13 protein-coding genes are annotated in these 17,790 nt (G+C 42.1%); 10 read left to right on the top strand and 3 right to left on the bottom strand.

Features of this window, described 5'->3' with window-relative positions; translation table 11 throughout:
- Positions 1 to 57: 57 nt before the first annotated feature.
- Together B1A85_RS14300 and B1A85_RS25595 are read right to left on the bottom strand one after the other, a co-directional pair.
- On the bottom strand, positions 58 to 927 hold the full coding sequence (locus tag B1A85_RS14300; RefSeq protein WP_104547592.1) for a branched-chain amino acid ABC transporter permease: 870 nt from the start codon (positions 925 to 927) through the stop codon (positions 58 to 60).
- A gap of 221 nt (positions 928 to 1,148) precedes the next feature.
- Positions 1,149 to 1,277, bottom strand: a complete 129-nt coding sequence (locus tag B1A85_RS25595; RefSeq protein WP_256387460.1) for a hypothetical protein — start codon at positions 1,275 to 1,277, stop codon at positions 1,149 to 1,151.
- A 76-nt stretch (positions 1,278 to 1,353) separates the two neighbouring features.
- On the opposite strand from B1A85_RS25595, the gene hrmK reads away from it, so the two are divergent.
- From hrmK to B1A85_RS14345, 9 genes are all read left to right on the top strand, one after another.
- A complete protein-coding gene (gene hrmK / locus B1A85_RS14305) occupies positions 1,354 to 3,198 on the top strand; it encodes a hybrid histidine kinase/response regulator HrmK (RefSeq protein ID WP_210404461.1) in 1,845 nt (614 codons plus the stop codon).
- Between the two features lie 61 nt (positions 3,199 to 3,259).
- Positions 3,260 to 5,497 (top strand): ATP-binding protein, encoded by a 2,238-nt coding sequence (locus B1A85_RS14310; RefSeq protein WP_104547593.1) that lies wholly within the window; start codon positions 3,260 to 3,262, stop codon positions 5,495 to 5,497.
- A gap of 7 nt (positions 5,498 to 5,504) precedes the next feature.
- Positions 5,505 to 5,954, top strand: a complete 450-nt coding sequence (locus tag B1A85_RS14315) for a response regulator (protein WP_104547594.1) — start codon at positions 5,505 to 5,507, stop codon at positions 5,952 to 5,954.
- Positions 5,955 to 5,994: 40 nt separating this feature from the next.
- Entirely contained in the window at positions 5,995 to 8,193 is a 2,199-nt protein-coding gene (locus B1A85_RS14320; protein WP_246841427.1) for a GAF domain-containing sensor histidine kinase, read from the top strand.
- Positions 8,194 to 8,219: 26 nt separating this feature from the next.
- On the top strand, positions 8,220 to 10,991 hold the full coding sequence (locus tag B1A85_RS14325; protein ID WP_104547596.1) for an ATP-binding protein: 2,772 nt from the start codon (positions 8,220 to 8,222) through the stop codon (positions 10,989 to 10,991).
- A gap of 116 nt (positions 10,992 to 11,107) precedes the next feature.
- Positions 11,108 to 11,926, top strand: coding sequence for an ATP-dependent sacrificial sulfur transferase LarE (gene larE / locus B1A85_RS14330; protein ID WP_104547597.1), 819 nt, complete (start codon positions 11,108 to 11,110; stop codon positions 11,924 to 11,926).
- Positions 11,927 to 11,955: 29 nt separating this feature from the next.
- A complete protein-coding gene (locus B1A85_RS14335) occupies positions 11,956 to 12,642 on the top strand; it encodes an SAM-dependent methyltransferase (protein WP_104547598.1) in 687 nt (228 codons plus the stop codon).
- A gap of 585 nt (positions 12,643 to 13,227) precedes the next feature.
- Positions 13,228 to 13,875 carry a histidine phosphatase family protein gene (locus tag B1A85_RS14340; protein WP_104547599.1) on the top strand — a complete coding sequence of 216 codons (648 nt, stop codon included), beginning with the start codon at positions 13,228 to 13,230 and terminating at the stop codon, positions 13,873 to 13,875.
- Between the two features lie 72 nt (positions 13,876 to 13,947).
- Positions 13,948 to 14,985 (top strand): glucokinase, encoded by a 1,038-nt coding sequence (locus B1A85_RS14345; RefSeq protein WP_104547600.1) that lies wholly within the window; start codon positions 13,948 to 13,950, stop codon positions 14,983 to 14,985.
- A 20-nt stretch (positions 14,986 to 15,005) separates the two neighbouring features.
- Here the strand turns inward: B1A85_RS14345 and B1A85_RS14350 are convergent, their stop codons facing one another.
- On the bottom strand, positions 15,006 to 16,322 hold the full coding sequence (locus B1A85_RS14350) for an ABC transporter substrate-binding protein (protein WP_104547601.1): 1,317 nt from the start codon (positions 16,320 to 16,322) through the stop codon (positions 15,006 to 15,008).
- A 127-nt stretch (positions 16,323 to 16,449) separates the two neighbouring features.
- Between B1A85_RS14350 and B1A85_RS14355 the strand changes: the two genes are divergently transcribed.
- Positions 16,450 to 17,706 (top strand): ABC transporter substrate-binding protein, encoded by a 1,257-nt coding sequence (locus B1A85_RS14355; protein ID WP_104547602.1) that lies wholly within the window; start codon positions 16,450 to 16,452, stop codon positions 17,704 to 17,706.
- The last annotated feature ends 84 nt before the right edge of the window (positions 17,707 to 17,790 follow it).

Raw genomic sequence — 17,790 nt, forward strand, 5'->3', positions numbered from 1 at the left:
AGTGTTGGAGGTTATGTACCGACCCACTAACACTTAACTCCTAAGCTCAAATCGTCCTTAGATGGTTCCTTTGAAAAGTCCTTTGGGACGAATCAGTAAGACCAAAATCATAATAAATAGGGCTACGCCTTGTTTGTATTGCGAACCAAGAAATGGCGTACTCACTTCTTGCGATATGCCAATGATGAAAGCAGCGGCGATCGCTCCGTAAGGATTGCCAATTCCTCCCAGAATCACCGAAGCAAACATTGGTAAAATTAGAAACCAACCCATGTTGGGGCGGACTGCGGTGATTAAGCCGTACATACTACCGCCTAAGGCAGTTAAACTTCCCGCGATCGCCCAAGTCCAAACAATGACTTGGTCAACATTGATACCAGAAACGCGGGCAAGGTCGATATCATCTGCCACCGCACGCATGGCTTTGCCTATTTTTGTATTCTGTAATAAGTAATGTAGGCTTAAAATGGCTAGTACTGCCAGTACGAGAACAATGATTTGATTTTGGGGAATTTTCAATCCTAAAAGGTCTCTGGCTGGAGAAACGGGCAAATTGTAGGCTTGATTGCTACCACCCCAAATAAAAACAATGCCATAACGGACGAAAAGTGCAAGTCCAATCGAAAGAATAATCAATGTTGTAGAAGTTGCTCGGTTAGCACGCATTCGCGACCAAAGTAATTTTTCTGAAAGTAGCATCGCGATCGCGGTACCGCACGCTCCAATCGCCATTGACAGCCAAATGTTTATATTTCCTACAGTATTGGCAACGAGCGTGAGATACGCACCCAGCGTCATAAAGTCACCATGGGCAAAGTTGGCTAGACGCAATATTCCATAGGTGAGTGTTAATCCCACCGCAGCTAAAGCAATGATGCTACCTACTGCAATTCCATTAACGATGAGTTGAGCTTGTTGTACGTCCATCTATGTTAAGCGTGTTAAGAGGTGTGACACTCAAAAAGCAACAATTATCTATGGTTGTACCATGACGGTTCAGATCTATGAAGACTATTGCAGCATTCAGCCAGTAGTCGCTTTGTGAAGAGTTAGTGTTTCATATCACAACTGTTGCATGGAAAACAGATTAACAATAAAGAGTGCTTTTTTACTCTATTTACTAAAGTGAATGGCAACATTACTTTCTCTTAACGATCGGCGATCGCGCTTGTCTGTGCATCTTTGAAAAATGACTGCGTGTCAGTTAAGAAAATATTTAGATGATTAACTGAGACAAATTTGGGGAATACATAATTATGACGGGTTTGCTTTGCCAAGCGTTGAGTTTAACCTGATTGTGTCTCAACGCTGATAGCATCCTCAATTACTAAGCATTTAACGGTCTGGATTTTCATGCAGCAGTCTAATATACCAGAAGAAATCCAAATGGGTGCAACTTATTTTGAACAAAAAGTTGCGAATCCAGAAGTGCTGCAATTCCAGCAAATTATTGCTGATTTGTGGCTAGAACGAGGCTTGAACGAGTTGCAGAATCAAATTAATCGCTGCTTAACTCGCGCGTATCACAGTCAGCAAGCTTTACAAGAGTTAGAAGCTGAAGTGTTTCAAATACTGATTCAGCAGTTGAGTATTTCCCTCAAAACAGACAAAGTTGCGATCGCATTTTTACAAGGTTTATCGTCACTCACGATCGATGGTACAACACCAAAGCGCTTATCGAGCGAACTCAATTATCAAGTTTGCTATAGTGCCTTGCCTACAGGTGCTGCGTCAACAAAGAACCTGTTAAAAGCTTGGCAACTACAACAAATCTTATCGCCTCAAGAATTGCAGGCGCTGCAAAATCAGAAACCCAAAGCAGCATGGGCGTTGCAAGACGATCGCGGAGTTGTTGGCTGGTTAATTGTCACAACGAGTCCATTTCCAAGAAGTGCAACGTTTGTAGAAAGATTAAAATTTCAACGGCAACCACAGTTCATCGAGCGATCGCTTAACATAACAATGCAAGCTATTGCCCAACTGCGGAAACTACAAGCACTCGTGCTTAAATGTCAGCATCTAGAAGTGCAAAATTGCGATTTATTGCGTACAAATAAGTTAAAAAGTGAATTTCTCGCGAATACAAGTCATGAAATTCGGACTCCTTTAAGTTCTATTTTGGGATTTACGCACTTGTTAAAAGCACAAGGCTACAATCCAGAAAATCACAGACATCAAGAATATCTCAATATCATTCTCACCAGTGGGCAACACCTTTTAGCACTGCTCAACGATATTTTAGATTTATCAAAAATCGAGGCAAATCAACTCGAAATCAAGAAAGAAACTGTCAATATTCCTGATGTTTGCCGTAGTGCAATCAATTTAGTCAAAGAAAAAGCCAGCGATAAAAACTTGCAACTCCAATTCGATATTGATGCGAGTGCAACTACCTTGGTAGCCGATTCGCTGCGCTTGAAGCAAATGCTGTTCAATTTGCTATCGAATGCACTCAAGTTTACAAATAAAGGTGCCGTCGGCTTACAAGTAAAACAAAAAGGCGCATTTATCCACTTTACGGTATGGGATACGGGTACAGGAATTGCTAAAGAAAAGCAGCCACAATTATTTCAGCCGTATGTGCAAATTTCTAACGTTGTGGCGGGGCGTCAAGAGGGAACAGGCTTGGGATTAGCTTTGACACAGAAACTTGCTCAACTGCACGGAGGTTGGGTAGAAGTGCAATCTGAAGTCAATCGCGGTTCGCAATTTACGATCGTTCTTCCGCTAACGACAGCAGTTGCGACAAGTGAAACTAATATACAGCCACAACGTAGTGTAACCACAGATATTCGCCCTAGTCTTAACTCGCAAGCTACACCCAAAACCGTAACAGTGATGTTGGTAGAAGATAATTTTCACAATGCGAAGTTGATGACGACATATTTGCGCAAATTAGGCTATCAAGTCACCTGGGTAAATAGCGCGGCGCAGATGTGGGAAGAATTACCAAAAGCTAAACCAGCCGTGATTTTGATGGATGTTCACCTCCCTGATGTGGATGGACTGACCTTAGTACAACAACTACAAGCCAACGCTGAGTATCGTCATATTCCCGTTATTGTACAAACCGCGATGGCGATGAAAGGCGATCGCGAAACTTGTCTAGCAGCTGGCGCGATCGACTACATTTCTAAACCCATAGATTTACAAGCGTTGGCAAATATGGTGTCAAAGTACAGTGATTTAGATCACTGATATTTCACAAAGAAAGCAGAACGCTGGTGTGGGGGGTGTCCAATCTCGACTCAATTCCACCATGCCACGTTATTTTCATAGTCTCCGTGCGCGCCTGAATTTTCTTGTCCTCCTGGCTGTTTTACCAGGGTTAGGACTAACGCTGTATGCTTACACGAAAGAATTACAAGCGCGCAAGGCTTACGTACGCGAGCAAGCGGTGTTGCTGACACAAGTTATCAGCGCGCATCATCAACAATTGATTGCAGAAACGCGGCAATTGCTTGTTGTTTTAGCACAGTTACCGCAAATTCAGAATAGCGTTCCGGCATCTTGCAACGCAATTTTACAAAATCTACAAAAGCAGTACCTGCGTTTTGCTACGTTGGGAGTCGTTCAACGTAATGGTAGCGTGGTATGTAGTTCTTCACCTGCTCAAAACGTTAACCTTGCGGATCGTTTGTGGATCGTCAATACGCTGCAAAAGCGCGAACTCACTATTAGTGATTACCTAATTGGGCGAATGAGCCGCAAGCCAGTCATTGTATTTGCCTATCCACTATTGAATGCTCAAAATCAGGCAAATACAGTCGTGTTTGCGTCGCTAGATTTAACTTGGCTCAATCAACTTCTTGCACAAATCAATTTACCAAGCAATACCTCGCTGATCGTCGTTGATGCCAAAGGTGTTGTCCTCGCCCAGCATCCACCGTCGGAATGGGTAGGGAAAAGAGCGAATCTACCGATTGTGCAGAAAATACTAGCACAAGGCAACGGCGTCGTTGAAGTGAAGGATGTCGATGGCATTTCCCGTTTATATGCCTTTACTTTACTCAGTAGCAGCTTACCGCAAGCAAATGCGTACATGGGAATTGGACTTTCAAAAGAAGCGCCCTTTACTGCTGCTGAGCGCAATTTGCAACGCAATTTACTTGGTTTGGTGATGGTTGCGAGCGGCGCGATCGCGATTTTGTGGATTGGTAGCAATTTGTTTATTTTGCATTGGGTTAAACGGTTCACGCAGGCGATCGATCGCTTGGCGGCGGGAGATTTTACCGCACGGATCGGCTTAAAAGATGCGCCGCAAGAAATGCAGCAACTGGTTGATAACTTTGATTTCATGGCAGCATCGTTAGCAAGCCAAATTGCACGATGTAATGCTACCGAAGTCGAGCTCAAGAAAGCAAACGAACGCTTTCAACTAGCAACAGCGGCTGTCAATGCCATCATCTACGACTGGGATATTCGTGCCAAGACAATTACTCGCACGCAAGGGCTATTTGACGTGCTTGGCTATACGACAACCGAAGCCGATCCCACTGATGATTGGTGGTTTGAACGCATTCACCCAGATGAGCAAAAATACGTGCGCAACTATATTGCCACGATGCTGAAAAGTTCTACTTCAACTGACTTTGCATTGGAATATCGCATGCGTCATCGCGACGATCGCTACGTCTATATTTGGGACAAAGGGCTAATCATCCGCGATGCTGACGGCAGTGCAGTGCGGGTTGTTGGTAGTGTTTTAGACATTAGCGAACGCAAGCAAGCCGAAGCCGCAGTGAATCAGATGAATGTGACTTTGGAACAACTTGTGCAGGAACGCACTGCGCAACTTGCTGCGACAAACCAAGAACTCGAATCCTTTTGCTACTCGGTTTCGCACGACTTGCGCGCGCCTTTGAGACATATTACAGGGTTTGCCGAAGCGCTAGCCGAGCGACTCGAACGCAATGGCGCAATCGCGGATGCTAAAGTTCGTCGTTACATCGAAGTAATTCAAAGTAGTAGCGATCGCATGGCGACGTTGATTGATGGACTACTGACGCTTTCCCGTGTTGGCAGAAAACAATTAATTCATCAACCTGTTGCACTTTATCCTTTGGTGGAAAACGCAATTTCGCTAGCAACGAGTCAAGCTGAAGAAGTTGATAGCCGTAATATTGAGTTTCAAATTGGTCATTTACCTACCGTAATGGGCGATCCAACATTACTGCAACAAGTTTTTACCAATCTGATCGATAATGCTGTTAAATTCAGCCGCAATTCACACCCAGCAATTATCCAAATTGATTCTTTACCCGACCGTACTTTGTTCGTTAAAGATAATGGGATCGGATTTCAAATGAAATATGCAGACCAATTATTCGGTGCTTTTCAACGCCTTCATTCCCAAAGAGAGTTTAAAGGAACAGGTATTGGTTTAGCCATTGTTCAACGTATTATTCATCGTCACGGAGGTACAATTTGGGCTGAGAGTAAACCGAATCAAGAAACAACTTTTTATTTCAAACTTGGACAAGTGGTTGAGGAATAAAATTACTGTGGAAGTTGAACCATCACGAATTCTTCTTGTCGAAGACGATCCTTTAAATATTGAACTTCTCAGACTAGCTTTAGATAGTTTTAATTTTGCCAATCAAATTGATATTTTGGAAGACGGCGAACAAGCACTACACTATTTATTAGGCAAGGAAGGTAATCCGCCGCATTTTCCATTACCAGACCTAGTGTTATTAGACCTAAGATTACCCAAGATTAACGGAGTTCAAGTTTTACAAGCAATTCGATCGCATCCGCGAACGCGCGATCTTGCTGTAGTTATTTTGGCTTCTTCTCCGGATGACAAAGACTTAAATGCCTGTTACGCTCTAGGAGTTAGTCAATGTGTCACTAAACCTCTTGATTTTGAGACATTTATTACCATAGTTCGCCAAGTCGGTTTTTACTGGGTGTTACTCAAAAAGCCGCCGTCGCTACCATCTGAATCTTAGAGCCATGATAAATCTTCTAAATTGCGCTCAATATCAGCCTGTGCCACAACAAAACATTGACTCGATTTTAAAGCTGCTGATTGTGGAGGATGTATTAGCCGATGTAGAGTTAATGATACTTGCTCTAGAAACAGCGGAAATTAAATTTACTTATGATACAGTTGATAACTTAAAAGATTGCGAACAACTGCTACAATCGAAATCCTACGATGCAGTACTAGCAGATTATCGTTTACCCCAATTCACTGCCTATCAAGTATTAGAGTTAGTGCAGCAATCAGCCCAAGAAATTCCGTTAATCTTGGTGACTGGTAGTTTAGGAGAAGAAGCCGCAGTAGATTGTATCAAGGCAGGCATGACAGATTATGTCTTGAAAGAGCGTTTGTTTCGCTTGCCGATGGTTTTAACGCGATCGCTCGAAGAATTTGCCTTACGTCGTCAACAAAAAGCCGCTATTGTTCGCATTCAACAACACGCGCAACAGCAAGCAATTATCAACCGTATTGTGCAAGCAATGCGCGAAAGTTTAGTCCTTGACGATGTCCTCAAATCTACTGTCGATGCTCTACACGAAGCTTTAAAGCCCAGTCGGTGCTTCATTTCGCAGCCGGATACTCAAAAAGAAATGTGGGTGAATCATGTCAGTGCAGCAACTATAAATCGCGAAGATTGTATTGGTATTAAATGTTTCCTTTATCCGCACTACAAAGAAGCATTTCAACAAGGAAAAATTATCGTTATTAATCGTCACGATCCTAATGTACCACTGGTACTACATGACTTAATTAAGCGCTGGAGTTTAAATTCTGTCTTAATTGCACCTTTAGTGTATCAACAAACGCTTCTAGGTGGAATTGTTTTACAACAGTGCGATCGCGATCGCATTTGGACTGATGATGAAATCTCACTCCTCCAAGCAATCAGCGGACAATGCGCGATCGCCATTCATCAAGCCCAAATTTTTCATCAACTACAGCAACAAACGCAATGGGAAAAAACGCTCAATCAAATCGCGCGCTCCTTGAATTCTAGCCTCGATCCTGAATATATTTTGCAAGAAATTGTGCGACTGACAGGCGAATGTTTTGACGTTGACCGCGTCATGATTTATGCTCTAGAAAACGAGCAAATTAAAATTACGCGTGAATGGCGTTCTTCTGAAGAAATCGCTTCTTTGCTCGGCTATACAACTCCTTTATCTGAATGGATGGCAAGTATTAATTTTTCTCCATATAAAGTTTTTTATGCGCCGCACTTAGAAACAATATGTCTGCCATCAAAAGAAATAGAAGTCGTCAAGTCAGTTCCGCATCTAACAGTATTAAGCGTGCCTATTTTTATTAGAGATAAGTTTTTTGGTGGATTGGCACTACATACGATTACGCGCGTTCAAGAATTTAGTGACGAGGAGATTAATTTACTGCAGAAAATTGCTGATAAAGCTGCGATCGCCTTGTATAATGCGCAAAGCTATGAATTTTTGGAAGAATTAGTTAAAAAACGAACTCAAGAGCTAGAAGCAGAAAAATTGCTTTCTGATGCTGCCAATCGCGCCAAAAGTGAGTTTTTAAGCAATATGAGTCATGAGTTACGCACGCCACTCACAGGAATTTTAGGCTTTTCTAGTATTTTAATTGAAGAAGTTTTTGGCAAGTTAAATCCTAAACAAAAACAATATATTCAAGGTATCCAAACCTGCGGAAAACATCTCCTTGAATTAATTAACGATCTTCTCGACTTAACCAAGATTGAAGCAGGCAAAGAAGAATTAATTTTAGAAGAAATCCAAGTCCTAGCGGTTTGCCAAGAATGTTTATCCTTATTTGATAAAAACCAATCATCAAAACTACAACTCAAGTTTGCGATCTCACCTGATGTTAGTACTTGCGTAGCCGATCGCCGACGCCTCAAACAGATTTTAGTTAATTTACTATCTAATGCTTTTAAATTTACAGAAGTTGGCTCAGTGACGCTTAAAGTTGAACAAACAGAAGCCGCAACTTTATTTTCTGTGATTGATACAGGAATTGGGATTTCTGCTGCGGATCAAGCAATTCTATTTCAGCCGTTTCAACAGCTAGATAGCGGGCTTGACCGCAAATACGAAGGAACAGGTTTAGGTTTAGCACTTTCACGCAAATTAGCACGGCTGCATGGCGGAGATATTACAGTGCAGTCGCAGCCTAAACGCGGTAGTTGCTTTACCTTAATTCTGCCCCACTCCCTACCTCCTAATTAACTGAGATTGCAACTTAGGTAATAGTCATGAGAGCAGCCAATACCCAGTCGAGGATATCCAGAGCGCTCTTACGATGGCAACAACGCATTCCTCAACCGTTACGCTATCTAGGATTGCTCGAAGCATACCTCATTATTTGGCTCGCGCTCGATGAAATTTCATTACTGTTTGCGACAGCGCCGGAAATTTTTGTTTGGTATCCGCCTGTTGGGTTAGATGTAACGCTTCTTTTTGTGTTTGGGCTGCGTTATCTACCAGCCTTATTTTTAAATACACTACTGCACGAATATCTCATTACTGGATACGATTTAGGATTAACTCCGCTGCTCTTTTTTAATTTTGTCACTACTGTGGGTTACGGTGGAGCCGCTGCACTATTACTCCGAAAAATCAAAATTAATCCGCGCTTACGCACATTACGCGATGTCATGTGGTTTGTTAGCGTCATGACGCTCATAACGCCTTTGATCGTCGGCGCGTTACAAACTTTTAATATTATTTTGCGGGGAATTATTCCTTTATCCAGTTGGTTAATCTACACTTTACACTCCTGGGCAGGGGCTGCAACTGGAATTGCAATGATCGCGCCATTTCTGTTAATCTTGCTGCGCCAGCTACCTTGGATTTGGGCGTATAAAGAGCAAGAAGCACCCGCGTTTGAACCCTCAATCTTTCCTTTAGAACGCAAGCAGCGTTTTGAGTTACTTTTAGAAATTGCAGCATTATGCCTTGCTATCTGGGCGGCTTATGGAGCGCAGCGCGGAGAAAGTTTAGATTATACCTATTTTGTATTTTTGCCATTAATTTGGATTGCGATTCGCCATGGTTTTGAACGAGCCGCCGCTGCAGTGCTGTTTATCAACATCGGAGTGGCAATTTTTGTGCAAGCGAGGCTAAGTGGTTCTAATGTTTTTGCGTTGCAATTTGGGATGATGGCAATTTCGCTGACGGGTATCTTGTTAGGTGGCTTTGCGTCACAACGGAGACAAGCAGAGACAAAACTCAACTATTCTGCACAACACCTGCAAATTTTACACGAGCTTGACCAAGCAATTTTGGCTACGCGATCGCTAAGTGAAATTGCTGTAGCAGCAGTGACACAGGTTGCTCAAATTATACCTTGTACGCGGATTAGTCTTGTCATGTTCGACTTTGAAAAAAGTGAGTTCGTACTATTGGCGATTTATACTGCGCAAGAAACTCAAAGTTTAGGCATCCGCTTACCGCTTGCAACTTTTGGAGATATTGAGCCTTTACAGCGCGGTGAGGTAAATGTGGTTCAAGAAACTCGCACGTTCACAGAAATGCCTGCTGCTGCAGAACTTTTATTGGGAAATCAGGTGCGCGCGTATATCAATATTCCTTTGATGGCTCAGAGAACTTTAATGGGTGCGCTGAATCTTGCCAAAGACACATTAGGCGCTTTTCCTAGTCAATTGCGAACATTAGCCGAACAAGTTGCCAGTACTGTTGCGATCGCAATGCAACAAGCTCGACTTTTTGAGCAGATTGAACGCCAAGCACTGCACGAGCGATCGCTCAATCAAATCAGTCGTACTCTCAATTCGAGTCTCGATCCGCAAGCTGTTTTGTGTCAAATTGTGCAACTAACAGGAGAATGTTTTGCGGTCGACCGCGTCGCAATTTTTGCTTTCAATAATAGACAAATTCGAGTGCTCAACGAGTGGCGATCGCGCGAAGAAGTTGTTTCTATCCTGAATTATACAGCCCCCGTTGCTGAGTGGCCTGATTTGCTCGATCCTGAGTCTGACTTTTTTCGTTACCACTTTTTCCACGCCCCAGACTATACTCAACAACCAATGACACAAGCACGGTTACGGCTAATCGAAGACGCTAAAACTTGTTCTGTCTTGACTGTACCTATTTTTGTGCGCGATCAATTGTTTGGTGGTTTATCAATCCAGACAACGACAACATATCGCACGTTTACTACAGAAGAAATTAGCTTATTGCAGCGAATTGCCGAACAAGCAGCGATCGCACTTTACAATGCCCGTAGTTATGAATCTTTAGAAGAAACTGTTCGACAGCGCACCCAAGAATTAGAGCAAGAAAAGCAACTTTCAGAAGCCGCTAACCGCGCTAAGACTGAGTTTTTAAGTAATATCAGTCATGAACTGCGCACCCCTTTAACAGGAATTCTTGGCTTTTCTAGTGTTTTACTCGAACAAGTTTTTGGTTCTTTAAATGCTAAACAAATTCAATATTTAGAATTGATTGCAAGTTCAGGAAGGCATTTATTAGAACTTATTAATGACTTGTTAGATATGACTAAAATTGAAGCAGCAAAAGAAGAATTACACTTCGAACGAGTTAGTGTAGCAGAAATAGCAGATGCTTGTATATCACTATTTCAAGAGCGCGCTCGCGAGCAAGGATTAAAACTTGAGCTACACATAGCACCAAATGTCACTGATTGTATTGCAGATAAGCGTCGTTTAAAACAAATTTTAGTCAATCTTTTAGCAAATGCAATTAAATTCACCGAATCTGGTTCAGTGACTTTAAACATTACACAAACAGCAACAGAAATTCAATTTTCTGTGATTGATACAGGAATTGGAATTTCGCAAGAAGATTTAGCTAAATTATTTCAACCTTTTCAACAGTTAGATAGTGGATTAAATCGCAAGTATGAAGGTACAGGCTTAGGCTTAGCCTTATCGCGTAAACTTGCACAACTCCACAACGGCGATCTTACAGTAGAGTCAGAACTAGGGCGCGGTAGTTGTTTTACGCTTCACTTACCCCTCATAGTCTCCGGCGAAACAACCTGATTAGTGTGGGTGATTGGTAATTGTTGTGTTTAGCCACTAACCACTCATCTTTTCTAATCACTAACCACACTCTCTACAATAGATCCAAGGACATATTAAGAGTTAATGAACAAAAAATGCAGGAGAAACTAGCACAACTACAAGCGTTATTTAGAGATATGGAACAGGCTTTAATTGCCTACTCTGGGGGAGTGGATAGTACCTTAGTTGCGAAGATTGCTTTTGATGTTTTAGGCGATCGCGCTTTGGCAATTACAGCAGTATCGCCATCGCTGTTACCTGAAGAGTTAGAAGACGCCAAAATCCAAGCCGCCCAAATTGGAATTGCACATCAGGCTATCCAAACGCATGAAATGGATAATCCTAACTATACTGCTAACCCTGTGAATCGCTGCTACTTCTGCAAAAGCGAATTACACGATACGCTTAAACCAATTGCACAACAAATGGGTTATCCCTATATTGTCGATGGTGTGAATGCAGATGACTTGCGCGATTATCGCCCAGGAATTCAAGCTGCTAAAGAACGCGGCGTGCGATCGCCTCTAGCGGAAGTTGGCGTGACGAAAGCTGAAGTTCGCCAAATTTCACAACACTTAGGTTTACCGTGGTGGGATAAACCTGCACAACCTTGTTTAAGTTCGCGTTTTCCTTACGGTGAAGAAATCACTGTAGCTAAGTTGCAACGCGTTGGAAGGGCGGAGATGTATCTGCGGAAATTAGGCTTACAAAATCTCCGCGTGCGTTCTGAGGGCGATACCGCACGCATCGAGTTACCACCAGAAAAGATTAAGGAATTTGTCTTAACAACCGATTTGCAGACGCTTGTAGCGGCGTTTCAGGAGTTTGGCTTTGTGTATGTCACGTTAGATTTAGAAGGCTACCGTAGCGGTAAGCTAAATCAAGTTTTGCCGCAGGTGACGAATTCAGTATAAGTTTAAGGGACTCAAAACATAAAGGAATTGTGGCTTTTCAATTAGAGAATGTTGTTCCTTGGGGACGATCTTTACCAGAATATATCAAGATGTTTGATTTGACTTCTGATGATTTTAAGTTAAGAATTCTTGATTGTGCTGGTGGTCCTGCAAGTTTTAATGCAGAAATGACAAAAAGAGGTTACAGCGTCGTTTCTTGCGACCCGCTTTATCAGTTTAGCAGTGCAGAAATTGCTCAACGTATTCAAAAGACTTATCCTGTGATTCTTCAGGGCGTTCGAGAAACTCGCGATCATTTGGTGTGGCGAGATATCGCATCGCCCGAACAACTAGGAGAAATTAGAATGGCGGCGATGCGTCAGTTTCTTGATGACTTTCCTGTAGGAGTCGCTGCAGGAAGGTATATTACTGCTAAGTTGCCAAGTTTACCGTTTAATTTAGGGGAATTTGATTTAGCGTTGTGCGCGCATTTGCTGTTTACTTATTCTGAGCAATTTTCACTAGAGTTTCATCTTCAATCAGTTCTAGAACTGTGTCGAGTCGCGAAAGAAGTTCGTATTTTCCCCTTACTTGTTAACTTCTCAAATGATGTTTCTCCTTGGGTAGAGCCTGTAATGAATCATCTCCAAAATCAAGGCTATACAACAGAAATTAAGCAAGTTGCTTATGAGTTTCAAAAAGGCGGAAATCAGTTGTTACGTGTTTATAAACGATAAAATTTTCCTCGACTTTTAAACTTCAATCTCTCTTGAGTAACTAAAAAATTGTAATTATTTAGTTAGTGTATAGTCGTTAGCCACTTCAAAAAAGTAAAAAATATGTCCGTAAAGAGAACTATTTGTGAGCGATGCTGAAACTTTGTTTGGAGCAATAGAAACTCAATAGTTAGAGGAATACGTAACAGCGACGACTTTAACAGATATTTTTTACGTAGTGAAAAAAACAAAGAAGTGGAGAAATCGCCAAATAAGCAATAATGATAATTTTGACAGCGATGCAAGTTTGGAGCGCCGATAGCAGTATCTCAGAAGCTGCAGTATCGTCTCAAATATCAGATAGTTTGTACAACATCTGAGAATCTAGATGCGATAGCAATAGCAATTCAAGGGATGTTTAGAGCAAAGTAAAAGTCAGTTGTATATTACTACTACAGCTTGCTTTTAACCCAGACCCCTGACTTCTGCTATATCCGATCCGCAACATTTTGCAGGCAGTATTTTACCAATTTTGTCTGCAGGAACACTCCTAGCGTGCTTGTCTTCGCTACAGTAACGAGTGGAGCATATGAGAGATTTTGTTGCATGAGTCAAATCGTCTGGATTGCGCGACATGGAAACCGCATTGATTTTGTTAACCCCGAATGGTTTAATACTGCCGAAAGACGCTTCGATCCGCCGCTTTCGGATGATGGAGTAGTACAAGCTTATCAATTAGGACAACGTTTGAAAACGGAAAACATCGCGCATATCTTTGCTTCTCCATTTTTGCGCACAGTGCAAACAGCAAACCAAATCGCTGAAGCTTTAGATTTACCAATTAAATTAGAGGCGGGTTTGAGTGAATGGTTAAATCCTGCTTGGTTTCCAGATATGCCAGAGAAACTATCGATTGAAGCATTAACTGAACTTTACCCGCGAATTGATCCGAGTTACACTTCGCGCATTATTCCACAATATCCTGAAACGCACGCCGAAATGCTAGTCCGCGCAGGTAAAACGGCAACAATCCTTGCCGATGAGTTCTTCTCAGAAGATATTCTATTAGTAGGACATGGTGCATCTGTCCTGGGTGGTGCTGTCGGGCTTGTTGGTGCAACTGCTAAAGATCGAGTAAAAGCATCTTTATGCTGCTTAGTCAAAGTAGTGCGTCAGGAACCAGACTGGTTACTAGAGTTAACAGGAGATACGTCTCACTTGAGCGAGGTTGAAGAAGTTATTCGATTTAACTAATTATAGTTACAGTGCACTAGCGCAGGTATCTTGCCTGCCTATATGCTCTAAAAAGAGCAGTTTAGAGGCAACATGACGTTACTACTAGCAGGCGATATTGGTGGAACAAAAACGATTTTGCGCTTGGTGCAGCAGCCAGAAATCGGCGAGATGCAAACGCTGTATGAAGAACGTTACATTAGCCGCAATTATCCAGATTTAGTACCAATTGTCCGCCAGTTTCTCGCCACCGCAGTCAAAAAGACGGGTAAAGATACAACGCCAGAAAAAGCGTGTTTTGCGATCGCAGGTCCTGTTGTGAACAATGCGGTAAAACTGACAAATCTTGCATGGATTCTCGATTCGCAACGTTTAGAACAAGAACTAAAAATCGCGCCAATTTCGTTAATTAATGATTTTGCCGCAGTTAGCTATGGCGTTTTGGGGTTGAAGGAAGAAGATTTACATACTCTGCAAGCAGGTAAACCGCAACCTTCCGCGCCAGTTGCAGTGATTGGCGCAGGTACTGGCTTAGGACAAGGATTTTTGATTAAAAAGGAAAAAGAGTTTGATGTCTTTGCTTCAGAAGGCGGACACGCCGATTTTGCTCCGCGTTCTGAGTTAGAATTTTTGCTACTGAAGTATTTACTTGATAAGCACGATATTCAAAGAGTTTCAGTTGAAAGAGTTGTTTCAGGTCAAGGGATTATTGCCATTTATCAATTTTTACGCGATCGCGAGTATGCTACTGAGACTCCTGAAATTGCCGAAATCGTAAGTACCTGGGAAAAACAAGCAGGAACAGAAAAAAGTGTCGATCCAGCAGCGGTGATTTCAACAGCTGCACTTGCAGGGAGCGATCGTCTCTGCGAACAAACAATGCAAATGTTTGTCGAAGCTTATGGCGCGGAGGCAGGGAATCTTGCTTTGAAGCTTTTACCGTACAATGGACTTTATATTGCAGGTGGCATTGCGCCTAAAATTTTACCACTTCTTCAAGAAGGGAGTTTTCTTCGTGCTTTTACAAGTAAAGGACGAATGCGTTCTATTCTAGAGGACGTACCAGTTCATATTGTACTCAATCCGCAAGTTGGATTAATTGGCGCAGCGTTGTACGCGGCTAGACTGTAAACAAAACACTGCAAACACAATTACTGAAAAATCAAGTTTAATCGCCGTTGTGCAGCTTGTAAGGCTTCAGTGGGTGAACTTTTACCTAGTAACACAGCTTCTAGCGCCCGCCCAATATTTTCAGAAACGCGGCTGTATCCAGGAAAAATCGGACGCGATCGCCCGTATTGTGCTTGCTCTAAAAAGACTTGCACTGCTGGTAGTTCTTTAGCAAACGCTTTGTATTGATCGTTTTCTCGCGCTTTGAGGTTGACGGGTAAGTAACCTGTACCAATCGCCCATTGTGTTTGAAATTGTTCGCTCAAAACAAACTCGGCAAATTTCAGCGCAGCTTGTTCGCGTTGGGGTGTGGATTTAAATACAAATAAATTTTCACCGCCAATTCCGGTAGCGCGGCGCTTGTTAACGGGAATCGGAAACACGCCAAAATCGACGCCAGTACTCTTTAATTGTCCCAAAGTCCACGGTCCTGTGAGTTGCATTGCGACTTTACCCGCTAAAAAGTTATCAATTTCAAAACCGCGTTCGGGTAACGATAACACAGCAGAACCATCCGCGATCAGGTTTTGCCAGAACTGCAAGGCGGCGATCGCACCAGAATTGTTCGCTAAATCAACAGCTACGGCTTGTTGCGTATCCCCGACTAACTCGCCACCTGCACTCCACATAAACGGTAGCCACAGAAATACTGCAAATTCGCCTTTACCTAAAGGTAAAAACATCCCGTGTTGGTCGATACGGTTGTCACCATCAGTATCGCGCGTTAACTGACGGGCGACTTGGCGCAATTCCTCCCAGGTTTCGGGTAGTTTTGTAATTCCCGCCGCTTGAAATAAACTCGGACGATAAAATACTCCTGAATTATTTGTACCGAATGGCACTGACCAAATGTGTCCTTGATACTCCATCGATTCAAATAAAGCAGGATCGAGTTGCTTTTTGACAGGTAACGCTGTTAACCAGTCTTCGAGGGGACGAATTGCGTCAAGTTCTACAAGTTGACCGGTTAGTGTCGCGTTGAACCATAATAAGTCAGGTGGTGCATTGCCGACGACTGCTGCCAAAATTTTGGGTAGTTGCTGTTCGGCTTGTCCAACATAAAGTGATTCTACTTGAATGTCTGGATGCTCTTGATTAAACTGGTCAACTAATTTTTGTAGGACGTCTCGATTGGATGGCGGATTGACCCCATGCCAAAATGTTATTTTAGTAACATTGGGTGTTTGGGTGTTTGCTATTTGACATCCTGATAGTGATAGCTCTAAAACAAATAGTGCAATTAAGATTAGTGCTACTTGAAAAACTCGTTGAAGCAAATTTTGGATTTGTTGCATCATCTATTCTGTAAGTAGGAGAATTTAGTATAGTTATTTTATTAAAAATACTAGCTTCTTAAAAAGAACCACTAAGGAACAAAGTACGCAAAAAGAAGGATAAAAAGGTTGTCAAGGCTAAGTTCGCTTCATGTTTAAAAAGTTTTGGTCGTTTATTGCTCTTTTTATTTTTGGAATTGTTTTATTTTCTGGGTGTTTTATTAGGCAGGACAATAGTGATGTTGTGACTGTAACGCTGAGTGGCTGGAGTAATTTACAGGAAAAACAATTACTGCAACAAGTGTTAAATGAGTTTGAAGCATTGCATCCTAATATTAAGGTTAAATATGATGCGATCGCAGATGAATACATGGATGTCTTGAAAACTCGTTTAATCGGCGATACCGCAGCAGATGTTTTTTATCTTGATGCTTTAGAAGCACCTGGACTGATTGAACCAGGTGTATTAGAGCCACTCGATGATTACGTTACGCCGGAATTTGATATTGCGGATTTTCAACCGTCACTGCTTGCTGCTTTTCAACAAAATGGCAAAACTTATGGCTTTCCTAAAGACTTTTCCACGCTGGTGCTGTTTTATAATAAACAAGCTTTTGCTGAAGCTGGTTTGTCGCAGCCACCTCAAACTTGGGAAGAATTAAGAGAGTATGCTAAAAAACTTACGGTTGACCAAAACAATGATGGTAGAATTGACCGCTACGGATTTGGAGTTAATCCAGAACTTGCGCGACTGTACTTTGTCATTAAAGCCTTTGGTGGTGAGTTAATTAATACACTAGAACAAGCTACGTTTGCTTCTCCAGAAAGTTTGCAAGGTTTGCAATTAATCGTCGATCAATATCGTCAAGATCGATCGTCCGCTCAGCCTTCTGATGCTGGAACAACGTCAGGTGGTGAAATCTTTGGTCAAGGTAAAGCTGCAATGGTAATTGAAGGACCTTGGTTAATTCCTTATTTGGACGATACTTTTCCAGCACTTGAATACGCAACAGCTGAAGTGCCAACAATTGCAGGAAAAAAAGGTACGATGGCTTATACCGTTGCTTACGTCATGAATAAGAAATCGCCGCATAAACGAGAAGCATGGCAGTTAATTTCTTATCTAACCGGAAAAGAAGGAATGACCTTGTGGACAAGTACGGGAATGGCGTTACCAACGCGTAAATCTGTCACGCAAAAGCTTGGCTACGATCAAAAGCCTTTATATGCACCATTTATTGCCGGTGCAGAGTATGCTACTGTATGGCAGGCTGGTAAAAATTTACCAACAATTATGAATAATTTTAATAATCAATTTATTAGTGCGCTATTAGGCGAACAACCACTAGATATTGCTATGCAAAAAGCTCAAAATACTGCAAATCGAGAAATTGAATTAATGCAGTGATTTAATGAGAATCATACATCAAATTCTCTGAATATCCATAACTTTTAACCATCCCTAAGATAATTTATGACTACTCTACTGCCA

The sequence above is a fragment of the Chroococcidiopsis sp. TS-821 genome (genome assembly GCF_002939305.1).
Taxonomy (GTDB): Bacteria; Cyanobacteriota; Cyanobacteriia; order Cyanobacteriales; family Chroococcidiopsidaceae; genus Chroogloeocystis.